Genomic DNA, 21,422 nt, shown 5'->3' on the forward strand with positions numbered 1-21,422 from the left:
AGCTCTGCAGGCTTCATGCCTGCTTCGCCTTCCTTTAGGACACCGATGATCTGCTCTTCCGTGAATCGCTTCTTCATTGCCGTTCCCTTTGATGGAACGGACTCTACATCGTTACCGTACTAAACGCGGGGTGCAGGTCACTCGCAGCAACCAGCGCAGACGGATTTCGTTACTTTCCTGACCGAAACTTTTTGTGGCATTAGCGTCGGCGTTGATCTCATCGGCGATCTCAAATAGAGTAGTCAGAAGTGGTCTAATTTCGTCGCGATCTACGCGATTAGCATGCGTAAAATCGATTCGACGAACTCTGCCAAATGTTGCTGAACATCGAGCGCTGAAGGGTCGGGCAGTTCGAAGGAAGCCAGGACGACCTTTTCAAGATAGTGCGGTCCCTCTGAAGGGTAACGGTCGCTGACGATTCGCTCGGCAAGAGGTCGGTCATACACCAACAGAGACATGACGTTTAGGTCGCCCAGGCCACCGACACAGTGGTCAACGGCTACCAGAGCCTGCACATAAACGTCGTCTGCCGGTCATTATCGCCTTGCCGGATGGGTCTTATCTCAGCCTGATCTCCCCTGATGACAGGGCCCATCGGCAGAAAATCGACGGTATCCCGGTACGCGTCATCGAGTACAGTCTGCCCAGGCCCAGCCGCGAATCGACCGGCTACCGCCTGATGATCACCCTGTTATCGGCAGAGGCGGCGCCGGCCGCCGAATCAGCGGGATGCTAGCACGAGCATTGGCAGGTGGAGTAGTGTTCGATGAACTCAAGACCCATTTGCAGCAAGGGCGGCGCACCTTACGCTCCAAGACGCATAAGCTGGTAGAGCTAGAGTTCTATGGCTGGGTGCTGACGCACTAAGCGGTACGCTGGTTGATGCACTAGGTGGCCAGTGGGTACCGAAGCCGCCATGACCAACTCTAGTTCGGGGGCCATGTGCAGCTGCCAAGACGTGCCCAGTTCGGGGCGTTTCCCCCAGGGCGGGCGGGAAGAAAGCAGTGGTCTCGTGAGAGGCTGCTGGTGGGTTCGCGCTTGCGGGCCGTGCATACGCTAAGGTAGCGTGCACCGAAGTAGGTCAAACGTCGGAACTCGCCGTATACTGCATATGACCATCGCTACCCACGAAGACAGCATAGGGACTGGTCAGTGCAGGTAATGGGGCGAGATGAGCAAAAACTCACCTAACCAAGCAGTATTTTTACCTGCTCTTATTGACATCTCGCCCGACAATAGATGCATGTTGACGAATGAGCCTGACGGTGCAGAGCTAGTTGAGGTTGTGAGTTGGGAATTACCATTTAACCATTGCGGTTTGGAAGGCCAGTCTTAGATGACTGAAATCAAGAGTCAATACTCGAATTTTTCGACGACAGGAAATCAGCAACTAAATATCCTTTCGGCATCTCGACTCTCGCAGAATATAAGAAAATACTCAATGGGTATAACTTGGTAGGTTGCGCGTGCAGGAGACCACAATATTGCTAATTTCTCGCCAAAGCAAAGATACGAGACAAACAGAACCACGCCATTCGACCATGAGCTGAAACACACATTATTGTTTTATTTCCGGAACACCCAGGAATTATTCATTTAATTACACCGAATCATCATGATTTTCTCACGCACTTACCGACTCATCAAGCAACCAAATAGATCAATTCATTAACGTCGAAAAATTAGGCGAGGAGTATGACTTAGGCGCAGAAAATAGCGCTTTTGAGAACACAGACTCCGATGCCCCCTTTCGCGGCGACGTCATTCGATTAAAGAAAATCAATGACCAGCTAAATGATTGCGGCTATGATCATAGCCTATTCAAAATAGAAGCAAAGAATCAGTGGGTTAGTGTCGGCGTTTATCCAGGGGTATCCACAGACAAAGAGGCACTTTTTTTTGGGGGGGGGAATGGTTTCGAAGACTTTGATATATTTCAGAGCCCGACCTTTATGCGGTGGGCGGCAAAGACGATGTGTGGCACTACGGTGGTACAAACTGGCAGCAAATCGCCTTTCCGTCGAATATGTATTTGCATACTATCTACTGCGGCCAAGATAGCTACGTCTACATCGTTGTGCAAAGTGGCCAAGTATTTCATGGCTAGGAAAGCACGTGGAGACATATCTACCAAGATGATCTCTCCCTGCCCTTCAAGAACGTGGTCTAGCTTCGTGACCGGGACTATGCCAGCAGCGACTATGGCTTGTAAAAGCTCAAGGACGGCAATGTGGCGCGTGACGATGTGCCGGTCGAGATTAGCGACTGTGCGGGCAGCCTTGCAGTCGCCGACGGTGTGATACTGCTGACGGGCCACCATGGTGCGGCCTTGTGTGACGGCAAGCAGTGGACTCGGCTATTCAGCCTGACAAACCTCTCCATACAGAAGTAACCCATTCTATCCGTCTTTGGGGTGACGACGGACCAAGCTGTCTGGCGCAGCAAGCCAGATAGGTGCTTATTCCAGCTCCCCTCCCCGCCGCAATACCTGTGGTGCGATCCCAAAGCCGCGCAAGAAGGCCTCGCGCATATGCCGCCGGTCGCGAAAGCCCGTCTCGCGCGCAATGGTTTCCAGGGTATGGCGGCTCTGCTCGATCATCAAGCGTGCCGCCTCCAGCCTTAACCCTTCGATCGCCTTGGCGGGTGGTAAGCCGGTTTCCGCCGTGAATACGCGGGTGAACTGGCGTGGGCTCAGGTGGGCCGTGTCGGCCAGCTCCTCAACCGTGAGCGGGGAGGCAAGGTGCTGGCGAGCATAGTTGAGCACATTCTGGATGCGGTCCGTCTTGGGCGCGAGATTGAGCATCTCGGAGTGTTGGCTCTGCCCTCCTGAGCGGTGCTGGTGCATGACCAGCTTGTGCGCGACCGAACGCGCCACCTCGCTGCCAAGATCCTTTTCCACCATGGCCAGCGCCAGATCCAACCCGGCGGTCATGCCGGCCGAGGTCCAGGCAGGACCATCAACGATATAGATACGGTCTTCCTCGACCTGAATCTGTGGGTACAGGCGCCGCAGGTCGCCGGCGTAGGCCCAGTGGGTGGTGGCCCGCCGACCAGTCAGCAAACCCGCTTCTGCCAATACAAAGCCGCCGGTACATATACCCGCCACGCGTCGCGCCTGCCTCCCCGTACCGGCCAGAAAGTCGAGCACCCCGGCCGCTGGCGGCATGGTCAAAGGATTGTTCACGCCTATCACCAGCCAGGTGTCTATCACCCCAGCTTGTGCCAGCGGGCGGGTTTGCAGGCCCAGCCCCAGCGAGGAGCGGACCTCGCCACCGCGCAGTGAATAGTTCTCCAGGGCGTAGAAAGGCTCGCCCGCTACCTCGTTGGCGCACTCGAACACCGTCTGGGTACCCAGGGCCAGGATCTGGTAGCCGTCCGCCAGCAAGTAGCCGATATGGTGCATGACCGTATTCCGTCAATGTCTTAAATAACCACCATATACGTCATTCAGGTCATTCGCAAGCAGCATACGATGGCGTCACGCACTACCCGACAACCCATCGCACAAGGAGTATCACCATGACCCAAACCCAACGCGGCACCGCGCTCATTACCGGCGCCTCTTCTGGCATCGGCGCCATCTATGCCGACCGTTTGGCCAAGCTCGGTTACGACCTGATCCTGGTCGCCCGCAACCGCGCCCGCCTGGTCGCACTGGCCGAACGTATTACCAGTGCCACCCAGCGCAATGTGGAAGTACTGGATGCCGACCTGGGCGACAAGGCTCAGTTAGCCAAAGTGGAAGCAAAGTTGAAGCAGGACGCCAGCATCACCCTGTTGGTGAACAACGCCGGCTTTGGTACCCATACACCGCTCCTGGAGAGCGATGTAGAGAAGATGCACCAGATGATCGATCTCAATGTCACCGCCCTCACCCGCCTGACCTATGCCGCCGCCCCTGGCTTTGTGCAACGTGGCAAGGGTGCCTTTATCAATATCGCCTCGATCGTCAGCATCGCGCCGGAGACCCTCAACGGCGTCTATGGCGCCAGCAAGGCTTTTGTCCATGCCCTGAGCCTCTCCCTGCACCATGAGCTCACCAGCAAGGGCATACAGGTCCAGGCCGTGCTGCCCGGCGCCACGGCCACCGAGTTCTGGGCAACCGGCGGCCTGCCGGTCGAGCACCTGGACCAGAACATCGTGATGTCGGCCGAACAACTGGTGGATGCTGCCCTGGTGGGTTTTGAGCGCGGAGAGTTGATCACCATTCCTTCGTTGCATGCCATCGAAGAGTGGGATATTTATGAATCTGCCCGCCAGCGCATGGCTGGCCAACTCTCCCGCAACGTACCGGCCCCGCGCTACAGCAAGGGCTGATCCCTAACTACTGTGCTGCTCCGGCCCACCCTTGCGGCGGGCCGTTTGCATTCCACCGCGCCATCCACTCGTCAGCTGGAGTTGTCACCCAGGTTGGCTATCTTGCATTTAATATGTATATTAAATACATCTTTTAGGAATACCTAGGGGTCGCCAGATCACACCCCCTTTCTGATTTCAATCTGCCATCCGCGACAGGAAGCCGGACCATGCTGACCACGCAACGCCGTTATGACCACTTGGCTGAAGAAGCCGCCAGACAATTCGCCCTGAACAGCCAACTCAAAGCCGAGCTGACTGAAGCCACGCAGGAAGCAAGCGGCCTGCGGCATCGCAATGCCGCGTTGGAGGCGGAGCTCGCCCAGGTGCGCACCCTGCACGAAGGCATAGTCCGCTTTGGTAATTCGCTGACCAGCACCAGCCTCTCCTTGCAGCGTTTGGCCAACCTCCTGATGCAGGAACGCCATGCGGCCCAGCGCATCGGTACGCTGTCAGCTGAATACCGCGGAAGTTTTACCGACATGGCTGGCACCATAAGAGAGATAGGCGAGCGACGTATCACTACCTTGCAGACGATTGATGATCTGCATGGCCGGACGGGTGAGATCGGCCAGATCGCGGGCCTGATCAGCGAGATTGCCGACCAGACCAATCTCTTGGCACTCAATGCCGCCATCGAAGCTGCCCGGGCCGGCGATGCCGGCCGTGGCTTCACCGTGGTGGCAGATGCCGTACGAGCACTCTCCGAGCGCACCACGGCGGCGACCCAGCGGATACACGCGCTGGTGACCGATGTACGCGAGCACAGCACTGAGGCGACCCAGCTCATACGCGGCACCAACCAGCTCACCTCCCTGTGCCTTGAACAGACCGAAGCTGCCGCACAAGGCATGGATAAGGTGCTGGGCACAGCCGCCAAGGGCGTGGCAGGGCTCGACAAGGCGGCCACCCTGGGCCGGGTGGAGCTGGCCAATATGGAAGAGATCACGCTCAAGCTGGCGGTCTACAAGGTGCTGATGGGGTTATCCACCATGCGGGCGGACGAGTTGCCCGACCACCATGCCTGCAGCCTGGGCCAGTGGTACGTCAACGACGAGATCCGCAGCCACTATGCCAGCCTGCCCGGCTACCAGGAGCTCGATGCCCCCCATGCCGCGGTACACCACTTCGCAGCACAGTCAGTCAGCCTCTACCACCAGGGGCGGCATCTGGAAGCCTTTGCCACCGCGCAGAAGATGGAAGAAGCCAATCAAGCCGTGATGGAAGGGCTGCAGCGCATCCTGGCCGGTGCCCCGCTGCAATCTGCCGGAACGCCACAATTCCCCTTATGAATCAGAAACCTGGCCGCCGCGCACCGTGTCGTTGCAATATTGCATTGTAAAGGCATATTATCCAGCACAACCAACCGCCCAAGTCTGGAAGACCACCTTGCTGCTGACCCGCTTTACCGACCTGAGCCTGCGCGTATTGATGTACCTCTCCAAGAGCGACCCGGACCGCGTACCGGCCGTGACGATCGCCGAGATCGCCACCCAGTTCGACGTGCCGCACAACCATCTGATCAAGGTGGTGAACCGCATGGCCAAGCTCGGTTGGGTGGAGACCACCCGTGGCCGCAAGGGCGGCCTGCGTATTGCCCCGCACGCGGGTGAGTTGCGGCTTGGTAGTGTGGTCAAGGAACTGGAAGGGCGCGATGAGTTGATCGACTGTGCCGGCGTGGAATGTGCACTGACCGGTAACTGCCTGCTCAAGGGTGTGTTGGATAAGGGCTTGGCTGCCCTGTACGCGGAAATGGACAAATACACCCTGGCCGACGTGGTGGCGAACCGGACCGGAACCTCGATCATCAAGCTGCACAAACACTGGATGGACACCCACCCTACCGCGCATTGAGAGCGCGGTAAGCTGTAGGAACGGGTAACAGCAGCACGCCATTATTGTTGCAAATTAAATGCAAATTATCTGCACGCGCCACTCATAAGGAGCAAACAGTCAGCCATGCGTGACATCGCACTAGAAATCGGCCACAGCGCCGTCGCCGGGGTCGTCAGCGACTTCTACGATAGGGTGGTCCGTCACCCAAGCCTTGCCCAGCCTTTCGCGGTTGTGGAGGACTGGCCGCTGCATAAATCCCACCTGACCCATTTCTGGTGGGTCACCCTAGGCGGGGAACGTTATCTGGACTATCAATACAACGTTCCACCCAAGCACGAAGCCGCTGGCTTTACCCCTGCCCTCTTGACCGAATGGCTGGACCTATTCCGCACTGTGGTCAGGGCGCACCTGTCAGAGGCGCTGGCCGACCGCTGGATAGAACGCGCCGAGCGGATAGGCCTCTCGCTGAAAGCCATGCACGAGTTCGCCAAGGGCGGCCCGCGACGGCAGCACACGCTGGCCGAACCTGCCGTGGCTATCCCGCAGGATGATCGACCTTAGTCACGCAGCAACCTTAGATCGGCGCATCAAGCCGCGCCGGCATCAGTACGACGCTTACAGGGAGTAACGCTCCGCCATGAACGTCCTAGCCATACTGTTATCCGCCTTTGTCGTCGCCATCATCGGCCTGATGTTCTATATCTGGTCACAGCGCAAGAGCCTGCTCGATGGGGGCCAGCAGGCTGCCCGGGTGATCTTCGAGGATGGCGGCGTCGGTACCATTGAAGAGCCGGCCCTCACCCCGGCTGCCCGTGCTGCGCTGCAAGCCCATATGGATAGCGACGGCCTCGTGCACGCCGCACCCGACCCGGCTGAACTCGATGCACGTGTCGCGGCCGACCGCTCTTCGGCCCGGGTCACGCTGACCTTTTTCAGCATCGCCATCATCTGGCTATTGCTGGCTTCGGCCTTCGGCCTCGTCTCCTCGATCAAGCTGCACGCGCCGGACTGGTTGGTGGACAGCCAGTGGCTGACCTTTGGCATCACCCGTACCTTGCACCTCAATATCGTGGCCTATGGCTGGGCGCCCATGGTGGCGCTGGGGGTGTGCAACTGGCTGCTGCCGCGCTTGCTCAAGACTCCCCTGGTCGGCGGCAGCTATGCCCTCTTGGGCGCGCTGATCTGGAATGTGGCGCTCGCTTCCGGCCTGATCGGCATCGCCAACGGCTACAACACCGGGCTGGAGTGGCTGGAGATCCCCCTGCCCATCGCCGGCTGGCTGGCGGTGGGTGGCGCGCTGATCGGTCTGCCGCTGGTGGTCACCCTGCAGCGCCGCAAGGTGGACCATCTCTATGTCTCGGTCTGGTATATGGGGGCGGCATTGTTCTGGTTCCCTACCCTCTTGATCCTGGCCAAGCTGCCGGTACACCAGGGCATCGAGCAGGCCACCACCAACTGGTGGTTTGGTCACAATGTGCTGGGCCTGTTCTACACGCCCTTGTCGCTGGCGACGGTCTACTACCTCCTGCCCAAGATCATTGGCCGGCCGGTGGAGTCCTACAACCTCTCGCTGGTGGGTTTCTGGACCCTGGCCTTCTTCTATGGCCAGGTCGGCGGCCACCACCTGATCGGCGGGCCGGTACCTGGTTGGCTGATCGCGCTATCCATCGTGCAGAGCATGATGATGATCATTCCGGTGGCCGCCTTCACCATCAACCAGCACAAGACGCTCAGCGGCCACTTCAGCGCGCTGATCCACTCCCCCACACTGCGCTTTGTGGTGCTCGGCGGGATGATGTACACGCTGAGCTCGGTGCAGGGCTCGCTGGAAGCGCTGCGCTCCATCAATACTGTGACTCACTTCACCCACTTCACCGTGGCCCATGCCCACCTGGGGCTCTATGGCTTTGTGACCCTGGTGATGTTCGGGGCGATCTACTTCATCACCCCGCGCATCACCGGTTGGGAGTGGCCCTATCCCAAGCTGATCGCGGTCCACTTCTGGCTGGTGGTGGGCGGCTTTGGTATCTACTTCGTGATGTTGACCTGGGCGGGCTGGATGCAGGGCATGTATATGCTGGATGCCGCCCGGCCCTTTATGGACTCGGTCAAGGTGACCCAGCCCGGGCTGATCGGCCGCTCCATCGGTGGGGCGATCATGACCCTGGGCCACTTCGTGCTGGCAGGCCACTTCCTGCTCATGGTGCTACGCGCCGGCCCCAAACGGGAAGCGCCGCCACTCCTGCACCAGAAGACCGCCTGAGCCCGAGGACACAGCATGCATAGCGAAACCAAACTACTCGTCGGCAGCTCGGTGATCCTGAGCATTGCCATCACCGCCCTGGTGGTCCTGCCCTATCTGCAAGAAGAGCGGCGCAAGCCGCCCTCGGCCCTGCGCCCCTATACCGACCAGCAATTGCGTGGTCGCCAGGTGTATATCGAGAACGGCTGCATAGCCTGCCATTCGCAACAGCCGCGTACCCGTGCCCAGGCACCGGACTTTGAACGCGGCTGGGGCCGGGCGCCGGTCGCAGCCGACTACTACTACGACAAGCCCATCCTGCTCGGCACCATGCGCACCGGGCCGGACCTGTTCAACATCGGTGCCCGACAACCCAGCGTGGACTGGCACCTGGGTCACCTCTACCAGCCACGGGCCTACACGGCAGGCAGCATCATGCCGGCCTACCCCTTCCTGTTCGAACGCAAGGCCAAGGCGGAGACTGGCGAGACCCTGGTCAACCTGCCGCCAGCCTTCGCCCCCAAGGGCGAAGTGGTGGTGGCCAAGCCAGCAGCCATGGACCTGGTGGCCTACCTGCTGGCACTGGACCATACCTACGCCCTGGACGATATACCGTCCCTGCCGGTACCGGCCCCGACCAACCCTGCGCCCGCACCCGCACCAGCGGGTGGGGTCTGAGCCCGGAGCGCTCCATGAAGAAACCTATACCCCGCGCCCAGGCCCGCGAGAACCCGGACCCGTCGGAACGGATCAAGCCGGTACCCATGGTGTTGCTGCTGGCCATCGCCGGTCTCTTTACCTGGGCGGTGGTTTATATCGCCACCGCCGACCTGAGCGCCAAACCCAGCTGGGGCGACCAGCGCACCCTGGCGGACTTGGCCAAACCTGCCGGCCAGAAGGCCGATGGGGCGGCGCTGTTCACCGCCAACTGCGTGGCCTGCCACCAGGCAACCGGCATGGGCGTGCCAGGTGTCTTTCCGCCGCTGGCAGGCTCGGAGTGGGTCAACGGTGACCCCAAGGTAGCGGTACAGATCCTCCTGCATGGTATCAACGGCAAGCTGACGGTGAAGGGAGGTGCCTACCAGGGCCAGATGCCCAACTTCGGTGGCAAGTTCAGCGACGAGGAACTGGCTGCCGTACTGAGCCATGTGCGCAAGGAGTGGGGGAATACCGGCGCGCCGGTAGAGGCCGCCTTGGTGAAGGAGCAACGCGAAAAGACCAAGGACCGCGCCACGCCCTGGAATGGTGACACCGAGCTTGAAAAGCTCAAGCATGGTTGAAAAGCAACGAGCATGGCACGCACCCTGTTCGCTACCTTGTTGGTGCTGCTGACCTGCCTGGCTGCTGCCTATAGTGCGACCGGGGGCTTCCAGGACTGGACGACGGAAGCGGCCCGCCGTGCGGCCATTGCCCGCCGGCCCTTGGCCCTGCCCGCAACCCCGTTGCAGTTCGCCGACGGCAGCCGTGCCCGGCTGGACCAATGGCTGGCTCCGCCTAGGCCGGCAACCATCGTGGGCTTCATCTACACCCGTTGCAACAGCCTATGCACCATCCTGGGCGATGAATTCCAGCAGCTGCAGACAGAGATCACCGCACGTGGCCTGCAGGGCAAGGTACGGCTGCTCAGCATCAGCTTCGACCCACGCCACGATACACCGGCCAACCTCGCCGGCTACGCTGAGCGCATGCATGCCGACCCTGCCGTCTGGCAGCTGGCCACCGTCAGCGATCCGGCCGCGCTGCAGGCTGTGCTTGATCGTTTCGGCATTGTGGTCATATCAGATGGCATGGGTGGCTATGTGCACAACGCTGCACTGCACGTCGTGGACCGGCAGGCGAGGCTGGCGGCTATCGAAGAACTTGGTGCCGGCCGGCAGGCGCTGGCTCGCGCCTTGGCGCCGGAGGCACAATGAACCAGCACCTGACACCCCGCTGGCAGATGACGGCAGGCCTGCTGCTGATTGTTCTCCTGACACTGCTAAGGCAGTTGCTGGAAGCCCGCATGCTGAGCCATATGCTGCTGCAGTTTCCGCTCTTGCTCCTCGCTGGTGCGCTGCTCGTCCCGGCCTTGCCCAACAGGCTGGGCGGCCGCTTGGGTCGCTACAACCAGATCGGCATTACCGGGCTGACCTTGGCCGCCGGGGTAAGCAGTCTTTGGATGATCCCGCGCCTGCTGGACCTGGTCGTGGCGAGTACGGCCGTCGATGCCGCCAAGTTCGCCAGTCTGATCCTCACTGGATTCGCCCTGCGCCTGTCCTGGCCGCTGGCGGTCCGCACCATGCAAGCCTTCTTTCTGATCGGCTGGGCCATGATGAGCGCCACCGTCGGGCTACTCTACCAGGATGCACCGGTAAGGCTCTGCAATAGCTATCTGGGGGCAGAACAGACACAAGTTGGCAGTGGACTGATCGTGCTGTCCGCTGCACTGGTCATTTGTTGGTTCGGATTATTGCTTGGAGAGCAACCCACTACCCGACCAGCCCAGCGCCTGCATTGAGCCGATGGCGGTAAAGAGCAGACCTCAGGGTGCAGACGGCAAGCTGTAATCGAAGTCGTAATAGTGCTGGCCGCCCTCGATCCGTATCTCCAGCTTGCCGCTCAGCCCTTCCAGCTGGCCGGTGCCCGAGTCGGGTACCACGGTAATGCTGAGCTGCGGCACTCCACGGTTCATGGTGCCGCTATGCTGCAGCAAAAAGGTGCCCTTGCGGCCTTGCAAGGTGCCACTGACCTGCTCCATGGCCACATAGCCGGCCGAACCCTTGATCGCCGTGCCGCCGGTCAGCATCTGGCCTTTGCCCACGGCCTCCAGCTCGCCATGGAACTGCTTGTCCAGCGACATGCGGCCCAGCACCGCAGCCAGCTCCAGGTCGGTCGAAGGCTGCGGTGCCAGCTTCACCTCGAAGGTGCCGCGCGCATGTTGGTTCATTCCCTGCTCCTTGCCTTGAACGGCGCCCATCGCTGCCCACACAAGGCAACAGCTCAGTGCCACGATACGGTGCTTATGCTGCAGCAGCATTCCTCCCTCCCTGGATTCAGCGCTTGCGGCCAGTCGGCAACAGGCCGACCGTGCCTTGCATGATGGACTCGACTGCGCCGGCACTGAGGTACTTGGCGTAGATGGCCCGCACGGTACCGTCTGCACGCATGGATTCAATGGCCGCGGTCAGGCGCTTACGGTCCGCTGCTTCGATACGCTTGCGCTGCAGATAGATACCCGCCGGGCTGAACACGGCCTCGGGCAGTTGCACGACGCGCATGGTCTCGGTCAGCCCAAGCTCCTTGAGCTTGCGCTCGTAGAAGACCACCGGCGCCAGCACGGCGTCCAGCCGCCCCGCCTGCAGCTTGACGAAGAGTTGGTCGAAGTCGGGAGAGTATTCGATACGCCCAGCCCGCTCCAGGCCCGGTATGAAACCCTCTATCCGGCCCGCCGGGGTGACACCACGAACCAAGCCCAGATTGAGCTTGGGCGTGGCCTGCACGTCGTTCATATTACGTATGGTCGCCAGACTGTGGCGTTTGCGCAGCAAGAGGTCGGTACGGGAAGCAGCGTAGAGCACGAAATCGCCGGAAAGATCGCGTTCGGGCGTCTTCAAGGCCGCCGGTACCAAGTCGATGTCGCCATTGGCGTACATGGCCCACAGCCGCTGGCGGGGTAGCGCCTCGGTGCGGAAGGTACAGCCGCTGCGGCGCGAGAGTTCGGTCATCAGGTCGACCACGATGCCCTGCGGACCATCCGGCCCCTGATAGTAGGCTGCACCCAAGGCCCCCACGCCCACGCGCAGCGGTCGTTCGCAAGCCGCCTGCGCCAGCAGGCAGCCACACAGCAACAAACCCAGCAGCAGCCCTCGGTACCCTGCCCTCACGCTCGCCTCTCGCTCGCCACCCCAGATAGCCAGTCTAGCTGCTAATCGGCCAAGCACCAGTGATGGTGGCGGCTAGCTAAATGGGGATGCAGCAAGCTAGAGGGAAACGGGTACACCCTCCTGCCAGGAGCGGGTAGCGGCATCGGCCAGCACCAGCGCCGCCACGCCATCCTCTATGGTGGTGCGCAGTGCGCTGCCAGCCTGGATGGCGCTGAAGAAATGCGCCATCTCCACCGCGTAGGCAGCGCGATAGCGCTCCAGGAAGAAGGCCTCGGGCAGGTCCTGCGAGACAGCCTTGGTACCGGAATACACCACCTCGGTCGGCCGGTGGTTACCCGCCTGCAGCATGCCCAGGCTGCCCAGCACCTCAAAGCGCTGATCGTAGCCGTAGGCGGCGCGCCGGCTGGTGTTGATCTGACACAGCCGGCCCTTGGCGGTACGGATGGTCACCGCCGTGGTATCGGCGTCGCCAGCACTGCCAATGGCCGGGTCGGTCAGTACGCTGGCGCTGGCATGGACGCTGACGGCCTCGTCATCCAATATCCAGCGGCAGATGTCGAAGTCGTGGATCAGCATGTCCTTGAAGATCCCGCCGGACTTGCGGATATAGTCGAGCGGCGGCGCACCGGGGTCGCGGCTGGTGACCACCAGCATCTCGGGCGTACCGATCTCGCCCGCTTCGATGCGGGCCTTCACCGCCGCGAAGGTTGGATCGTAACGACGCTGGAAGCCGATCAAGCAGGGCACACCGGCCTCCTTGACCGCCGCCGCGCAACGCCGGGCGCGGGCGAGATCCAGATCGACCGGTTTTTCGCAGAAGATGGCCTTGCGCCGGCTGGCGGCCTGCAGGATCAGGTCAGCATGGGTATCGGTACTGGCGGCGATCACCACGGCACCGATGGCTGGGTCGGTGAGTGCGGCTTCACTGCTGCTTACACTGGCGCCGTAACGCGCAGCCAATTCACGCGCGGCAGGCTCGTGGACGTCGACCACATACTTCAGCCGCACACCCGGCTGCAGCGCCAGATTGCCAGCGTGGATCTTGCCGATGCGGCCGGCGCCAAAGAGTGCAACCTCAATCATCATAGCCTCCCGTGTCCTTGGTCTCTTCGATGGTCAATTCCAGCCGGTAAGCCAGCGCAATGAACAGCGCCTGGCACAGGCAGATCGTGCTGGTCATGGAGCGGAAGGCGAAGGCCGTCCCCTCCTTGACGGTCAGGTAGGCATCGGCGCTACGCGCCAAGGGGCTCAGCTGGCTGTCGGTGATCACCAGCAGACCGGCCTTGTGCTGGTTGGCAACGCGCGCGCAGTAGCGGGTCTCCTTGCCATAGGGCTGGAAGCTGATGGCGATCAGCACATCCCCCTCTGCTATGGAGCGGATCTGCTCACGGAACATGCCACCCAGGCCGCTCAGGAGGTGCACCCGCTTCTGGGTGTGCTGCAGGGCATAGGCGATATAGCTGGCGATGGGGAACATGCGCCGCACACCGGCCACGTAGATGTTGTCGGCGCGTAGCAGCAGCTCCACGGCGGCATCGAGCTGGGCCGGGTCGAGATTCTGGCTGAGGTCGTCCAGGCCTTGTTGGCAGGCCGCTACAAAGCTGCGGGTCAGCTCGCTGTTGCTGAGTTCGTCCTGGCCGGTATCGATCAGGCTGCGTATGCGTTGCTGGTAACTTGGCACCGGGACGGCCGTACCGGTGTAGCTATCGCGGAACAGCGCCTGCATCTCGCTGAAGCCGGCAAAACCAAAGCGCTGCGCAAAGCGCACGATGGCCGAGGGCTGCACCTCGCAGGCGCTGGCGATATCGGCGATGCGCTCCAGCACCAGCGTGCCGCGGTGGGCCTCCACATACTTGGCAATCACCTTGAGCTGCTTGCTCAGGCCGTCATATTCCTCGGCAATGCGTGCCATCAAATCGTCGGCGTTCTGGGTCCCCGACATGGTGTCCTGCTCCTTGCGTTCACTCGGCGGCATTCTAGCGCCGAGGTACCAAAAACAGAAACAATTTTCTAAACGAAAAAAATTTGCGAATAAAAGTTGCAATAGAAAATTGCCGGGCGTAAGGTTGGCGTCATGATCACCCGCACTCCAGGCGGGTAGGTCTCCGGGCGATGCGGCAGATCGCCACACCGCCATCGGCGGGTAGTTACCCGGTCCAATCTATCCTGGAGAGGAGACATACCGATGCAATCCCCCCGCAAGACACGCTATACGCGTGCCGTGGCGGCCGCGCTCGTGGCCGTCGCCTGTGCCAGTGCCGGCGCTGCCGACAAGTATGTGCTGATCAGCCACGCTCCCGACTCCGACTCCTGGTGGAACACCATCAAGAACGCCATCAAGCAGGCCGGCGAGGACTTTGGTGTGGAAGTGGACTACCGCAACCCGCCCAATGGCGACCTCGCCGATATGGCCCGTTTGATCGAGCAAGGTGCTGCGCGTAACTACAACGGTGTGATCACCAGCATTGCCGACTACGACGTGCTGAAGTCGGCCATGGGCAAGGTCACCGCCAAGAAGATTCCGCTGATCACCATCAATTCCGGCACTACCCAGCAGAGCGAATCGCTGGGTGCCATCATGCACGTGGGCCAGCCTGAATATGAGGCCGGCAAAGGCGCCGGCATGAAGGCCAAGGCGGCGGGGATCAAGAGCTTTGTCTGCGTCGACCACCAGGCCACCAACGACGGCCTGATGCAGCGCTGCAAGGGCTTTGCCGATGCCATCGGCGCCGATATCAGCAAGTCGCTGCTCGATACCGGCGAAGACCCGGTCACCGTGGAGAGCAAGGTCAGCGCCTATCTGCGCAACAACCCCGGCACCCAGGCCATCCTGACCGTCGGCCCCTCCGGCGCAGTCCCCACGCTCAAGGCGCTGGAGAAGGCCGGCAAATACGGCAAGATCTGGCTCGCTACCTTCGACCTCACGCCCGAGATCAGCGCCGCCATCAAGAACGGCGGCATGCAGTTCGCCATCGACCAGCAACCCTATCTGCAGGGTTATATCCCGGTCGCGGTGATGGCCATCATGAAGCGCGACAAGACTACCGATATCGGCAAGGTTCAAGCCGCCTTGAAGGCGGACAAGAAATTCGCCGCCCGGCTGGCCGAATACGGTCTGGCACCAGCCTATGGCCCGCGCCATATCGGCTCAGGCCCGGGTTTTGTGACCAAGGAAAACATCGGCAAGGTAGAGCAGTACGCCGGCCAGTACCGCTAGGGAAGATCGCTGTTCTATTCCACACCCCTTCCCTCGCCGTCGCGAGCAGGTGGAATTTTGCAGCGCTTACCCAAGCGTTCCATCGCGTCTATCCACGGGGCGGCATGCCGCCCCGTGCGCAGGAGCCTCCCCATGATCACCGCCCCAGCAGACCTGAAAGAGGTGCCCGCCATGTCCGCCTCCGAGCAGGTCCCTGCCACCGCTACCGGTGGCGATGAACGGGTCAAGCCGCAGACCCTGTTCGACCGGCTGATGAGTCGGCCGGAGTTCGCCTCCATCTCCGGTACGGTGCTGATCTTTGCGCTGTTCGGCCTCTTCGCCGGCAGCTCTGGCATGTTCGCCGCCGACGGCATCATCAACTGGTCCCAGGTGGCCGCCTATCTCGGCATACTCGCCATCGGTGCCTGCCTTTTGATGATCGCAGGTGAGTTCGATCTCTCCATCGGCTCCATGATCGGCTTTGCCGGCATGATGGTAGCCATCCCGCCCATCTACTTCGGCTGGCCAGTCTGGCTCTCCATCCTGGCCGCCTTCGCCGGCTCGCTGGCGCTGGGCTGGCTCAATGGCTACCTGGTCATCAAGACCCGGCTGCCCTCCTTCATCGTCACCCTCGCCTTTTTGTTCATCCTGCGCGGCTTGACCCTCGCCTTCTCGGTCATGTTCGCCAACCGCACCATCGTTTCCGGTATCGGCGATATGGCGGCCCAGGATTGGCTCGCCAGCACCCTGTTCGTGGGCCATGTCGGCGACGGCGTCTTCCAGTGGTTTGCCGACCACGGCTGGATCAGCAAGCTCGATGACGGCCGGCCGCTGGTCGCCGGCCTGCCCAAGGTCATCGTCTGGTGGGCCGGCCTCGCCGTGGTCGCCGCCTTCGTCCTGGCCCGCACCCGCATCGGCAACTGGATCTTCGCGGTCGGTGGCGATGCCAACGCTGCCAAGAACGTCGGCGTGCCGGTGCGCCGGGTCAAGATCGGCCTGTTCGTGTTTACCGCCTTCTGCGCCTGCTTGTTCGCCACCCTGCAGGTCTGCGACATCGGCTCGGCTGCGGCCGACCGGGGGCTGCAGAAAGAGTTCGAGGCCATCATCGCTGCCGTGATCGGCGGCGCGCTCCTGACCGGCGGCTATGGCTCGGTGGTCGGCGCCTGCTTTGGTGCGCTGATCTTCGGCGTGGTGCAGATCGGCATCAGCTACACCAATATCAATTCCGACTGGTTCCGGGTCTTCCTCGGCCTGATGCTGCTGATCGCCGTGGTCTTCAACAACTTTATCCGCCGCCGCGTGACGGAATCGAGGTAAGGGCCATGAGTGCGAATGACTACATCCTGGAACTGGACCGCGTCAGCAAGATTTTCGGCTCGGTGATCGCGCTGCAGGACGTGACCCTGCAACTGCGCCGCGGTGAAGTGCACTGTCTCCTGGGAGACAACGGCGCCGGCAAGTCCACCCTGATCAAAACCCTGGCGGGGGTGCACAAGCCCACGCGGGGCGAATACCGCGTCGACAGTCAGCCGGTGCGTTTCGATTCGCCCAAGGAAGCGCTCGATATCGGTATTGCCACGGTCTACCAGGACCTGGCCCTGGTGCCCCTGATGAGCGTGGCGCGCAACTTCTTCATGGGTCGCGAGCCGATCAAGAAGTGGCTGGGCTTTCTACCGGTCATGGATATCGAGCTCGCCGCCGAGGTATCGAGCCAGAAGCTGGCCGAGATGGGCATCCATGTACGCGACCCGCACCAAGCCATCGGCACCATGTCGGGGGGGGAGAAGCAGTGCCTGGCCATCGCCCGCGCCATCCACTTTGGCGCCAGGGTGCTGATCCTCGACGAACCCACCGCGGCCCTGGGCGTGAAGCAGAGCTTCAATGTGCTGCGGCTGATAGACCGGGCCCGGGCCAAGGGTATCTCGGTCATCTTCATCACCCACAACGTCAACCACGCCTACCCGATCGGCGACAGCTTCACCCTGCTCAACCGTGGCAAGTCGCTCGGTACCTACGCCAAGTCGGCAATCAGCAAGGACGAGGTGCTGGACATGATGGCCGGCGGTGCGGAGATGCAGAAGCTGATGGCCGAACTGCAAGGCGTGACGATCTAGGACGGATGCGCATGGAAAACCAGACCCGATTCGCCGCTGAACGCCGCTTGGACCTGATCTGCCTGGGCCGGCTGGCGGTAGACCTGTATGCCCGCGACCTGGGCGCCAGGCTCGAGGATGTGAGCAGCTTTGCCAAATACCTGGGTGGTTCGTCCGCCAATGTGGCCTTTGGTACTGCCAGGCTGGGCCTGAAGTCGGCCATGCTGTCGCGCGTGGGCGACGAGCATATGGGCCGCTTTCTACTCGAGACGCTGGCGCGCGAGGGCTGCGACACCAGCCAGATCAAGGTCGACAAGGAACGCCTGACCGCCCTGGTGCTGCTCGGCATCAAGGACCGGGATACCTTCCCCTTGCTGTTCTACCGCGAGAACTGCGCCGATATGGCACTGGAAGCCGGCGACGTCGACGAGGACTTCATCGCCGCCAGCCGCGCACTGGCCATCACCGGCACCCACCTTTCCACCGAAAAGACCCTGGGTGCTGCCAAGGCAGCGCTGGAATATGCCCGCCGACATGATGTCCGGACCATACTCGATATCGACTACCGGCCGGTACTGTGGGGACTGACCGGTCGTGGCGAGGGGGAGCAGCGCTTTGTAGCGGACGAGGCAGTCAGCCGCAAGCTGCAGGCGGTTCTGCCCGCCTTCGATCTCATCGTCGGGACCGAGGAAGAATTCCTGATTGCCGGTGGCAGCCGCGACATCCTGGCTGCCCTGCGCCAGGTGCGCGAGATCAATCCTGGCGCCGTGCTGGTGCTCAAGCGTGGGCCCCTGGGTTGCGCCGTCATCTCCGGTGCCATACCGGCCACACTGGATGCTGCCTTCACCATCGAAGGTGTGCAGGTCGAGGTCATGAACGTGCTGGGTGCCGGGGATGCCTTTTTGTCCGGCTTTTTGCGCGGCTGGCTGCGCGGCGAGGACTACGCCCGCTGCTGCCAGCGCGCCAACGCCTGCGGCGCCCTGGTGGTATCGCGCCATGGCTGTGCGCCAGCCATGCCCACCCAGGTGGAGCTGGCCTATTTCCTCGCGCACGCCGAGAGCCTGCGCCAGCCGGGTGAAGATGCCGTGCTCAAGCGCCTGCACCGGGTATCGGTACCACGCCCAGAGTGGAACGACCTGTGCGTACTGGCTTTTGACCATCGCGCCCAATTTTATGAATTGAGCCGGCAAGCCGGCGTGCCGGAAGCCCGGGTTGGTGCGCTCAAGCACCTGCTGGTAGCCGCAGTGGCAGAAACCGAGGCGGCGTTGGGTCTGCAGGGCCATATCGGCATCCTGTGCGACGACCGCTATGGCGAGGACGCGCTGTATGCCGCGACAGGCCGCGGCTGGTGGGTAGGCCGGCCGGTCGAGCTGCCCGGTTCCAACCCGCTCGAATTCGACCGTGGCCGCTCGGTGGGCAGCACGCTGGCCAGCTGGCCGCAGGAGCACGTGATCAAGTGCCTGGCCTACTACCATCCAGACGACAGCGTCGAGAACCGGCTGGAGCAGGAGGCGCAGCTCAAGGCACTGTACGACGCGGCGCAGCAGAGCGGTCATGAACTCCTGCTGGAGATCATCCCTGCCCGCCACCTACCGCAAGCGCCCGATACCGTGCTGCGGGCACTCAAGCGGCTTTACAACCTGGGCATACAGCCGGAATGGTGGAAGCTGGAGAGCCTGCCCGCCTCAGCCTGGCCGGCCATCGATGCCCTGATCGCCGAGCGCGACCCCTACTGTCGCGGCGTGGTCCTTTTGGGTCTGCATGCGCCCGTGGAGGAGCTGGCCGAGGGCCTCGCCACCGCCGCGGCCAGCCGCAGCTGCCGCGGCTTTATGGTCGGCCGCACCATCTGGCATGAGCCTGGCCTCGCCTGGCTGCGCGGAGAGATAGACGATATAGAGCTCAAGCGCCGTGCTCGCCGTACCTTCGAACAATTGATCGAAGCCTGGCATGGCGGTCGCCAGGGCAATGTCAGGGAGGCAGCATGAATACCGTGAGGCTTACCATGGCACAGGCCCTGGTTCGCTACCTGGCCAATCTCAGGATCGAGGTCGATGGCCAGCCCGAGCCACTCTTTGGCGGCGTCTGGGCCATCTTCGGCCACGGCAATGTAGCCGGCATGGGCGAGGCACTCTACGCCGCTCGCGATGAGCTACCCACCTACCGGGCGCACAATGAGCAGGGTATGGCGCACGCCGCCATTGCCTATGCCAAGGCCCACTTCCGCCGTCGCATGATGGCGGTGACCACCAGCATCGGCCCAGGCGCGACCAACCTTGTGACTGCCGCCGCGCTGGCGCACGTCAACCGCCTGCCGGTACTGCTCTTGCCGGGCGATGTCTTCGTCAGCCGCGCCCCCGACCCGGTCCTGCAGCAGGTGGAAGACTTCGGCGACGGTACCGTATCGGCCAACGACTGCCTGCGACCGGTATCGCGCTATTTCGACCGCATCGTCCATCCAGCCCAGCTTCTCACAGCGCTACCGCGCGCCATCGCCACCCTGACCGACCCAGCGCAGTGCGGCCCGGTAACCCTGGCCTTGCCGCAGGATGTGCAGACCATGGCCTACGACTACCCGGAAAGCTTCTTCGAGGCACCGCTCATAAAGGTGGCGGCCCTCCCACCGGCGGAGGCCGCGCTGACGGCCGCCGAGGCCCTGTTGCGACAGGCGCGACGGCCGCTGCTGGTGGCTGGCGGCGGTACGCTCTACAGCGAGGGGGGCGGTGAAGCCCTGCGGCAGTTCGCCGAGAAGCATGGCATTCCGGTTGCAGAAACGCAGGCCGGCAAAAGCGCCCTACCCTGGGACCACCCACTGCAGCTGGGTGCCATGGGCGTGACCGGCTCCACCGCCGCGACCGTATTGGCACGCGAGTGCGATCTGGTCATTGCCGTGGGCAGCCGCTTGCAGGACTTCACAACCGGCTCCAACAGCCTGTTCCCGCAGGCGCGGTTGTTGAACATCAACGTCGCCACGCCCGACGCGATCAAGGCCGGTGCACTGGCCTTGCAAGGCGACGCGGCGCTTTGTCTGCAGGCGCTCGCTCACCGTCTGGCAGGCTGGCGGGCCGAGCCCCACTGGCGCCAGCGGGCCGAAGCAGAGGCGGAAGCCTGGCGCGGTGCTGTTGCCAGGATCACCGGCCGACGAGAAGTCCAGGGCCTGCCCTACGATGGCGAGGTGATCGGTGCAGTGCAGCGCGGTCCCGGTTCGGACCGGGACGATATTGCGGTGTGCGCCGCCGGCACGCTACCGGCCGAACTGCACAAGCTCTGGCGTACGCGTACACCGGGTGGCTACCACATGGAGTACGGCTATTCCTGCATGGGCTACGAGGTGGCCGGTGGCTTGGGGGTGAAGATGGCGCATCCTGAGCGCGAGGTCATCGTCATGGTGGGTGACGGCAGCTATCTGATGATGAATTCCGAGCTGGCGAGCTCGGTCATGCTGGGGCTCAAGCTGATCGTGGTCTTGCTCGACAACCGCGGCTACGGCTGCATCAACCGGCTGCAGCAAGCCTGTGGTGGCGAACCCTTCAATAACCTGCTGGCAGACTGCCTGCAAGGGCCGGATGGCCATACCGAGATCGACTTTGCCGCCCATGCACGCGCCTTGGGCGCACATGGTGAGCATGTGCGCGACATCACCGAGCTGGAGGCCGCCCTCGCACGTGCGCGGGCGGCCCGCAAGTCCAGCCTGATCTGCATCGATACCGACCCGACCCGTACCACGGCCGAAGGCGGTTGCTGGTGGGAGGTTGCGGTGCCCGAGGTATCAAACAGCGACAAGGTGCTGGCGGCACGGCAGGCCTATGAGGCACAACTGGCCCGGCGAGGATACTGAT

The 21,422-nt window shown here is 62.2% G+C and carries 20 protein-coding genes; 15 read left to right on the top strand and 5 right to left on the bottom strand.

Annotation, left to right across the window (positions count from 1 at the left end):
• The first annotated feature begins 2,230 nt into the window (after positions 1–2,230).
• Positions 2,231–2,392: a hypothetical protein gene (locus VIM95_RS12175; RefSeq protein ID WP_331986029.1), complete on the top strand. Its 162-nt coding sequence runs from the start codon at positions 2,231–2,233 to the stop codon at positions 2,390–2,392.
• A gap of 66 nt (positions 2,393–2,458) precedes the next feature.
• Here the strand turns inward: VIM95_RS12175 and VIM95_RS12180 are convergent, their stop codons facing one another.
• Positions 2,459–3,403 (bottom strand): GlxA family transcriptional regulator, encoded by a 945-nt coding sequence (locus VIM95_RS12180; RefSeq protein ID WP_331986031.1) that lies wholly within the window; start codon positions 3,401–3,403, stop codon positions 2,459–2,461.
• Positions 3,404–3,519: 116 nt separating this feature from the next.
• Here VIM95_RS12180 and VIM95_RS12185 point away from each other — a divergent pair, with 116 nt between their 5' ends.
• The 9 genes from VIM95_RS12185 to VIM95_RS12225 all read left to right on the top strand — a co-directional run bounded on the left by VIM95_RS12185 (position 3,520) and on the right by VIM95_RS12225 (position 10,931).
• A complete protein-coding gene (locus VIM95_RS12185; protein ID WP_331986033.1) occupies positions 3,520–4,317 on the top strand; it encodes an SDR family oxidoreductase in 798 nt (265 codons plus the stop codon).
• A 209-nt stretch (positions 4,318–4,526) separates the two neighbouring features.
• Positions 4,527–5,648 carry a methyl-accepting chemotaxis protein gene (locus VIM95_RS12190; RefSeq protein ID WP_331986035.1) on the top strand — a complete coding sequence of 374 codons (1,122 nt, stop codon included), beginning with the start codon at positions 4,527–4,529 and terminating at the stop codon, positions 5,646–5,648.
• Between the two features lie 97 nt (positions 5,649–5,745).
• Entirely contained in the window at positions 5,746–6,210 is a 465-nt protein-coding gene (locus tag VIM95_RS12195) for an Rrf2 family transcriptional regulator (RefSeq protein WP_331986037.1), read from the top strand.
• A 105-nt stretch (positions 6,211–6,315) separates the two neighbouring features.
• The gene (locus tag VIM95_RS12200) at positions 6,316–6,753 is read left to right on the top strand and encodes a group III truncated hemoglobin (protein ID WP_331986039.1); all 438 of its coding nucleotides are present in this window, start codon (positions 6,316–6,318) and stop codon (positions 6,751–6,753) included.
• A gap of 76 nt (positions 6,754–6,829) precedes the next feature.
• On the top strand, positions 6,830–8,455 hold the full coding sequence (locus VIM95_RS12205) for a cbb3-type cytochrome c oxidase subunit I (RefSeq protein WP_331986041.1): 1,626 nt from the start codon (positions 6,830–6,832) through the stop codon (positions 8,453–8,455).
• Between the two features lie 15 nt (positions 8,456–8,470).
• A complete protein-coding gene (locus tag VIM95_RS12210; RefSeq protein ID WP_331986043.1) occupies positions 8,471–9,112 on the top strand; it encodes a cbb3-type cytochrome c oxidase subunit II in 642 nt (213 codons plus the stop codon).
• Between the two features lie 14 nt (positions 9,113–9,126).
• Positions 9,127–9,714 (top strand): cytochrome c, encoded by a 588-nt coding sequence (locus VIM95_RS12215; RefSeq protein WP_331986045.1) that lies wholly within the window; start codon positions 9,127–9,129, stop codon positions 9,712–9,714.
• A gap of 12 nt (positions 9,715–9,726) precedes the next feature.
• Positions 9,727–10,347 (top strand): SCO family protein, encoded by a 621-nt coding sequence (locus VIM95_RS12220; RefSeq protein ID WP_331986047.1) that lies wholly within the window; start codon positions 9,727–9,729, stop codon positions 10,345–10,347.
• Positions 10,344–10,931 carry a hypothetical protein gene (locus VIM95_RS12225; protein WP_331986049.1) on the top strand — a complete coding sequence of 196 codons (588 nt, stop codon included), beginning with the start codon at positions 10,344–10,346 and terminating at the stop codon, positions 10,929–10,931. Before VIM95_RS12220 ends, VIM95_RS12225 begins: the two co-directional genes overlap by 4 nt.
• Before the next feature lie 24 nt (positions 10,932–10,955).
• Here the strand turns inward: VIM95_RS12225 and VIM95_RS12230 are convergent, their stop codons facing one another.
• From VIM95_RS12230 to VIM95_RS12245, 4 genes are all read right to left on the bottom strand, one after another.
• Entirely contained in the window at positions 10,956–11,360 is a 405-nt protein-coding gene (locus VIM95_RS12230) for a DUF3224 domain-containing protein (RefSeq protein ID WP_331986051.1), read from the bottom strand.
• A 106-nt stretch (positions 11,361–11,466) separates the two neighbouring features.
• Positions 11,467–12,297, bottom strand: a complete 831-nt coding sequence (locus tag VIM95_RS12235; RefSeq protein ID WP_331986053.1) for a substrate-binding periplasmic protein — start codon at positions 12,295–12,297, stop codon at positions 11,467–11,469.
• Positions 12,298–12,393: 96 nt separating this feature from the next.
• Positions 12,394–13,383, bottom strand: a complete 990-nt coding sequence (gene iolG, locus VIM95_RS12240) for an inositol 2-dehydrogenase (RefSeq protein ID WP_331986055.1) — start codon at positions 13,381–13,383, stop codon at positions 12,394–12,396.
• Positions 13,373–14,239 carry a MurR/RpiR family transcriptional regulator gene (locus VIM95_RS12245; RefSeq protein ID WP_331986057.1) on the bottom strand — a complete coding sequence of 289 codons (867 nt, stop codon included), beginning with the start codon at positions 14,237–14,239 and terminating at the stop codon, positions 13,373–13,375. Before VIM95_RS12245 ends, iolG begins: the two co-directional genes overlap by 11 nt.
• Positions 14,240–14,482: 243 nt before the next feature.
• On the opposite strand from VIM95_RS12245, the gene VIM95_RS12250 reads away from it, so the two are divergent.
• From VIM95_RS12250 to iolD, 5 genes are all read left to right on the top strand, one after another.
• Positions 14,483–15,514 carry a sugar ABC transporter substrate-binding protein gene (locus VIM95_RS12250; RefSeq protein ID WP_331986059.1) on the top strand — a complete coding sequence of 344 codons (1,032 nt, stop codon included), beginning with the start codon at positions 14,483–14,485 and terminating at the stop codon, positions 15,512–15,514.
• A gap of 132 nt (positions 15,515–15,646) precedes the next feature.
• On the top strand, positions 15,647–16,810 hold the full coding sequence (locus VIM95_RS12255; protein ID WP_331986061.1) for an ABC transporter permease: 1,164 nt from the start codon (positions 15,647–15,649) through the stop codon (positions 16,808–16,810).
• 5 nt (positions 16,811–16,815) lie between these two features.
• Positions 16,816–17,607: an ATP-binding cassette domain-containing protein gene (locus tag VIM95_RS12260; RefSeq protein WP_331986063.1), complete on the top strand. Its 792-nt coding sequence runs from the start codon at positions 16,816–16,818 to the stop codon at positions 17,605–17,607.
• An 11-nt stretch (positions 17,608–17,618) separates the two neighbouring features.
• Complete coding sequence (locus VIM95_RS12265; protein ID WP_331986065.1) at positions 17,619–19,571, top strand: bifunctional 5-dehydro-2-deoxygluconokinase/5-dehydro-2-deoxyphosphogluconate aldolase; 1,953 nt, start codon at positions 17,619–17,621, stop codon at positions 19,569–19,571.
• On the top strand, positions 19,568–21,421 hold the full coding sequence (gene iolD, locus VIM95_RS12270) for a 3D-(3,5/4)-trihydroxycyclohexane-1,2-dione acylhydrolase (decyclizing) (protein WP_331986067.1): 1,854 nt from the start codon (positions 19,568–19,570) through the stop codon (positions 21,419–21,421). Before VIM95_RS12265 ends, iolD begins: the two co-directional genes overlap by 4 nt.
• Position 21,422 lies beyond the last annotated feature (1 nt).

It is taken from the genome of Chitinimonas sp., from assembly GCF_036568685.1.
In the GTDB taxonomy this organism is placed as follows: Bacteria; Pseudomonadota; Gammaproteobacteria; order Burkholderiales; family Chitinimonadaceae; genus Chitinimonas.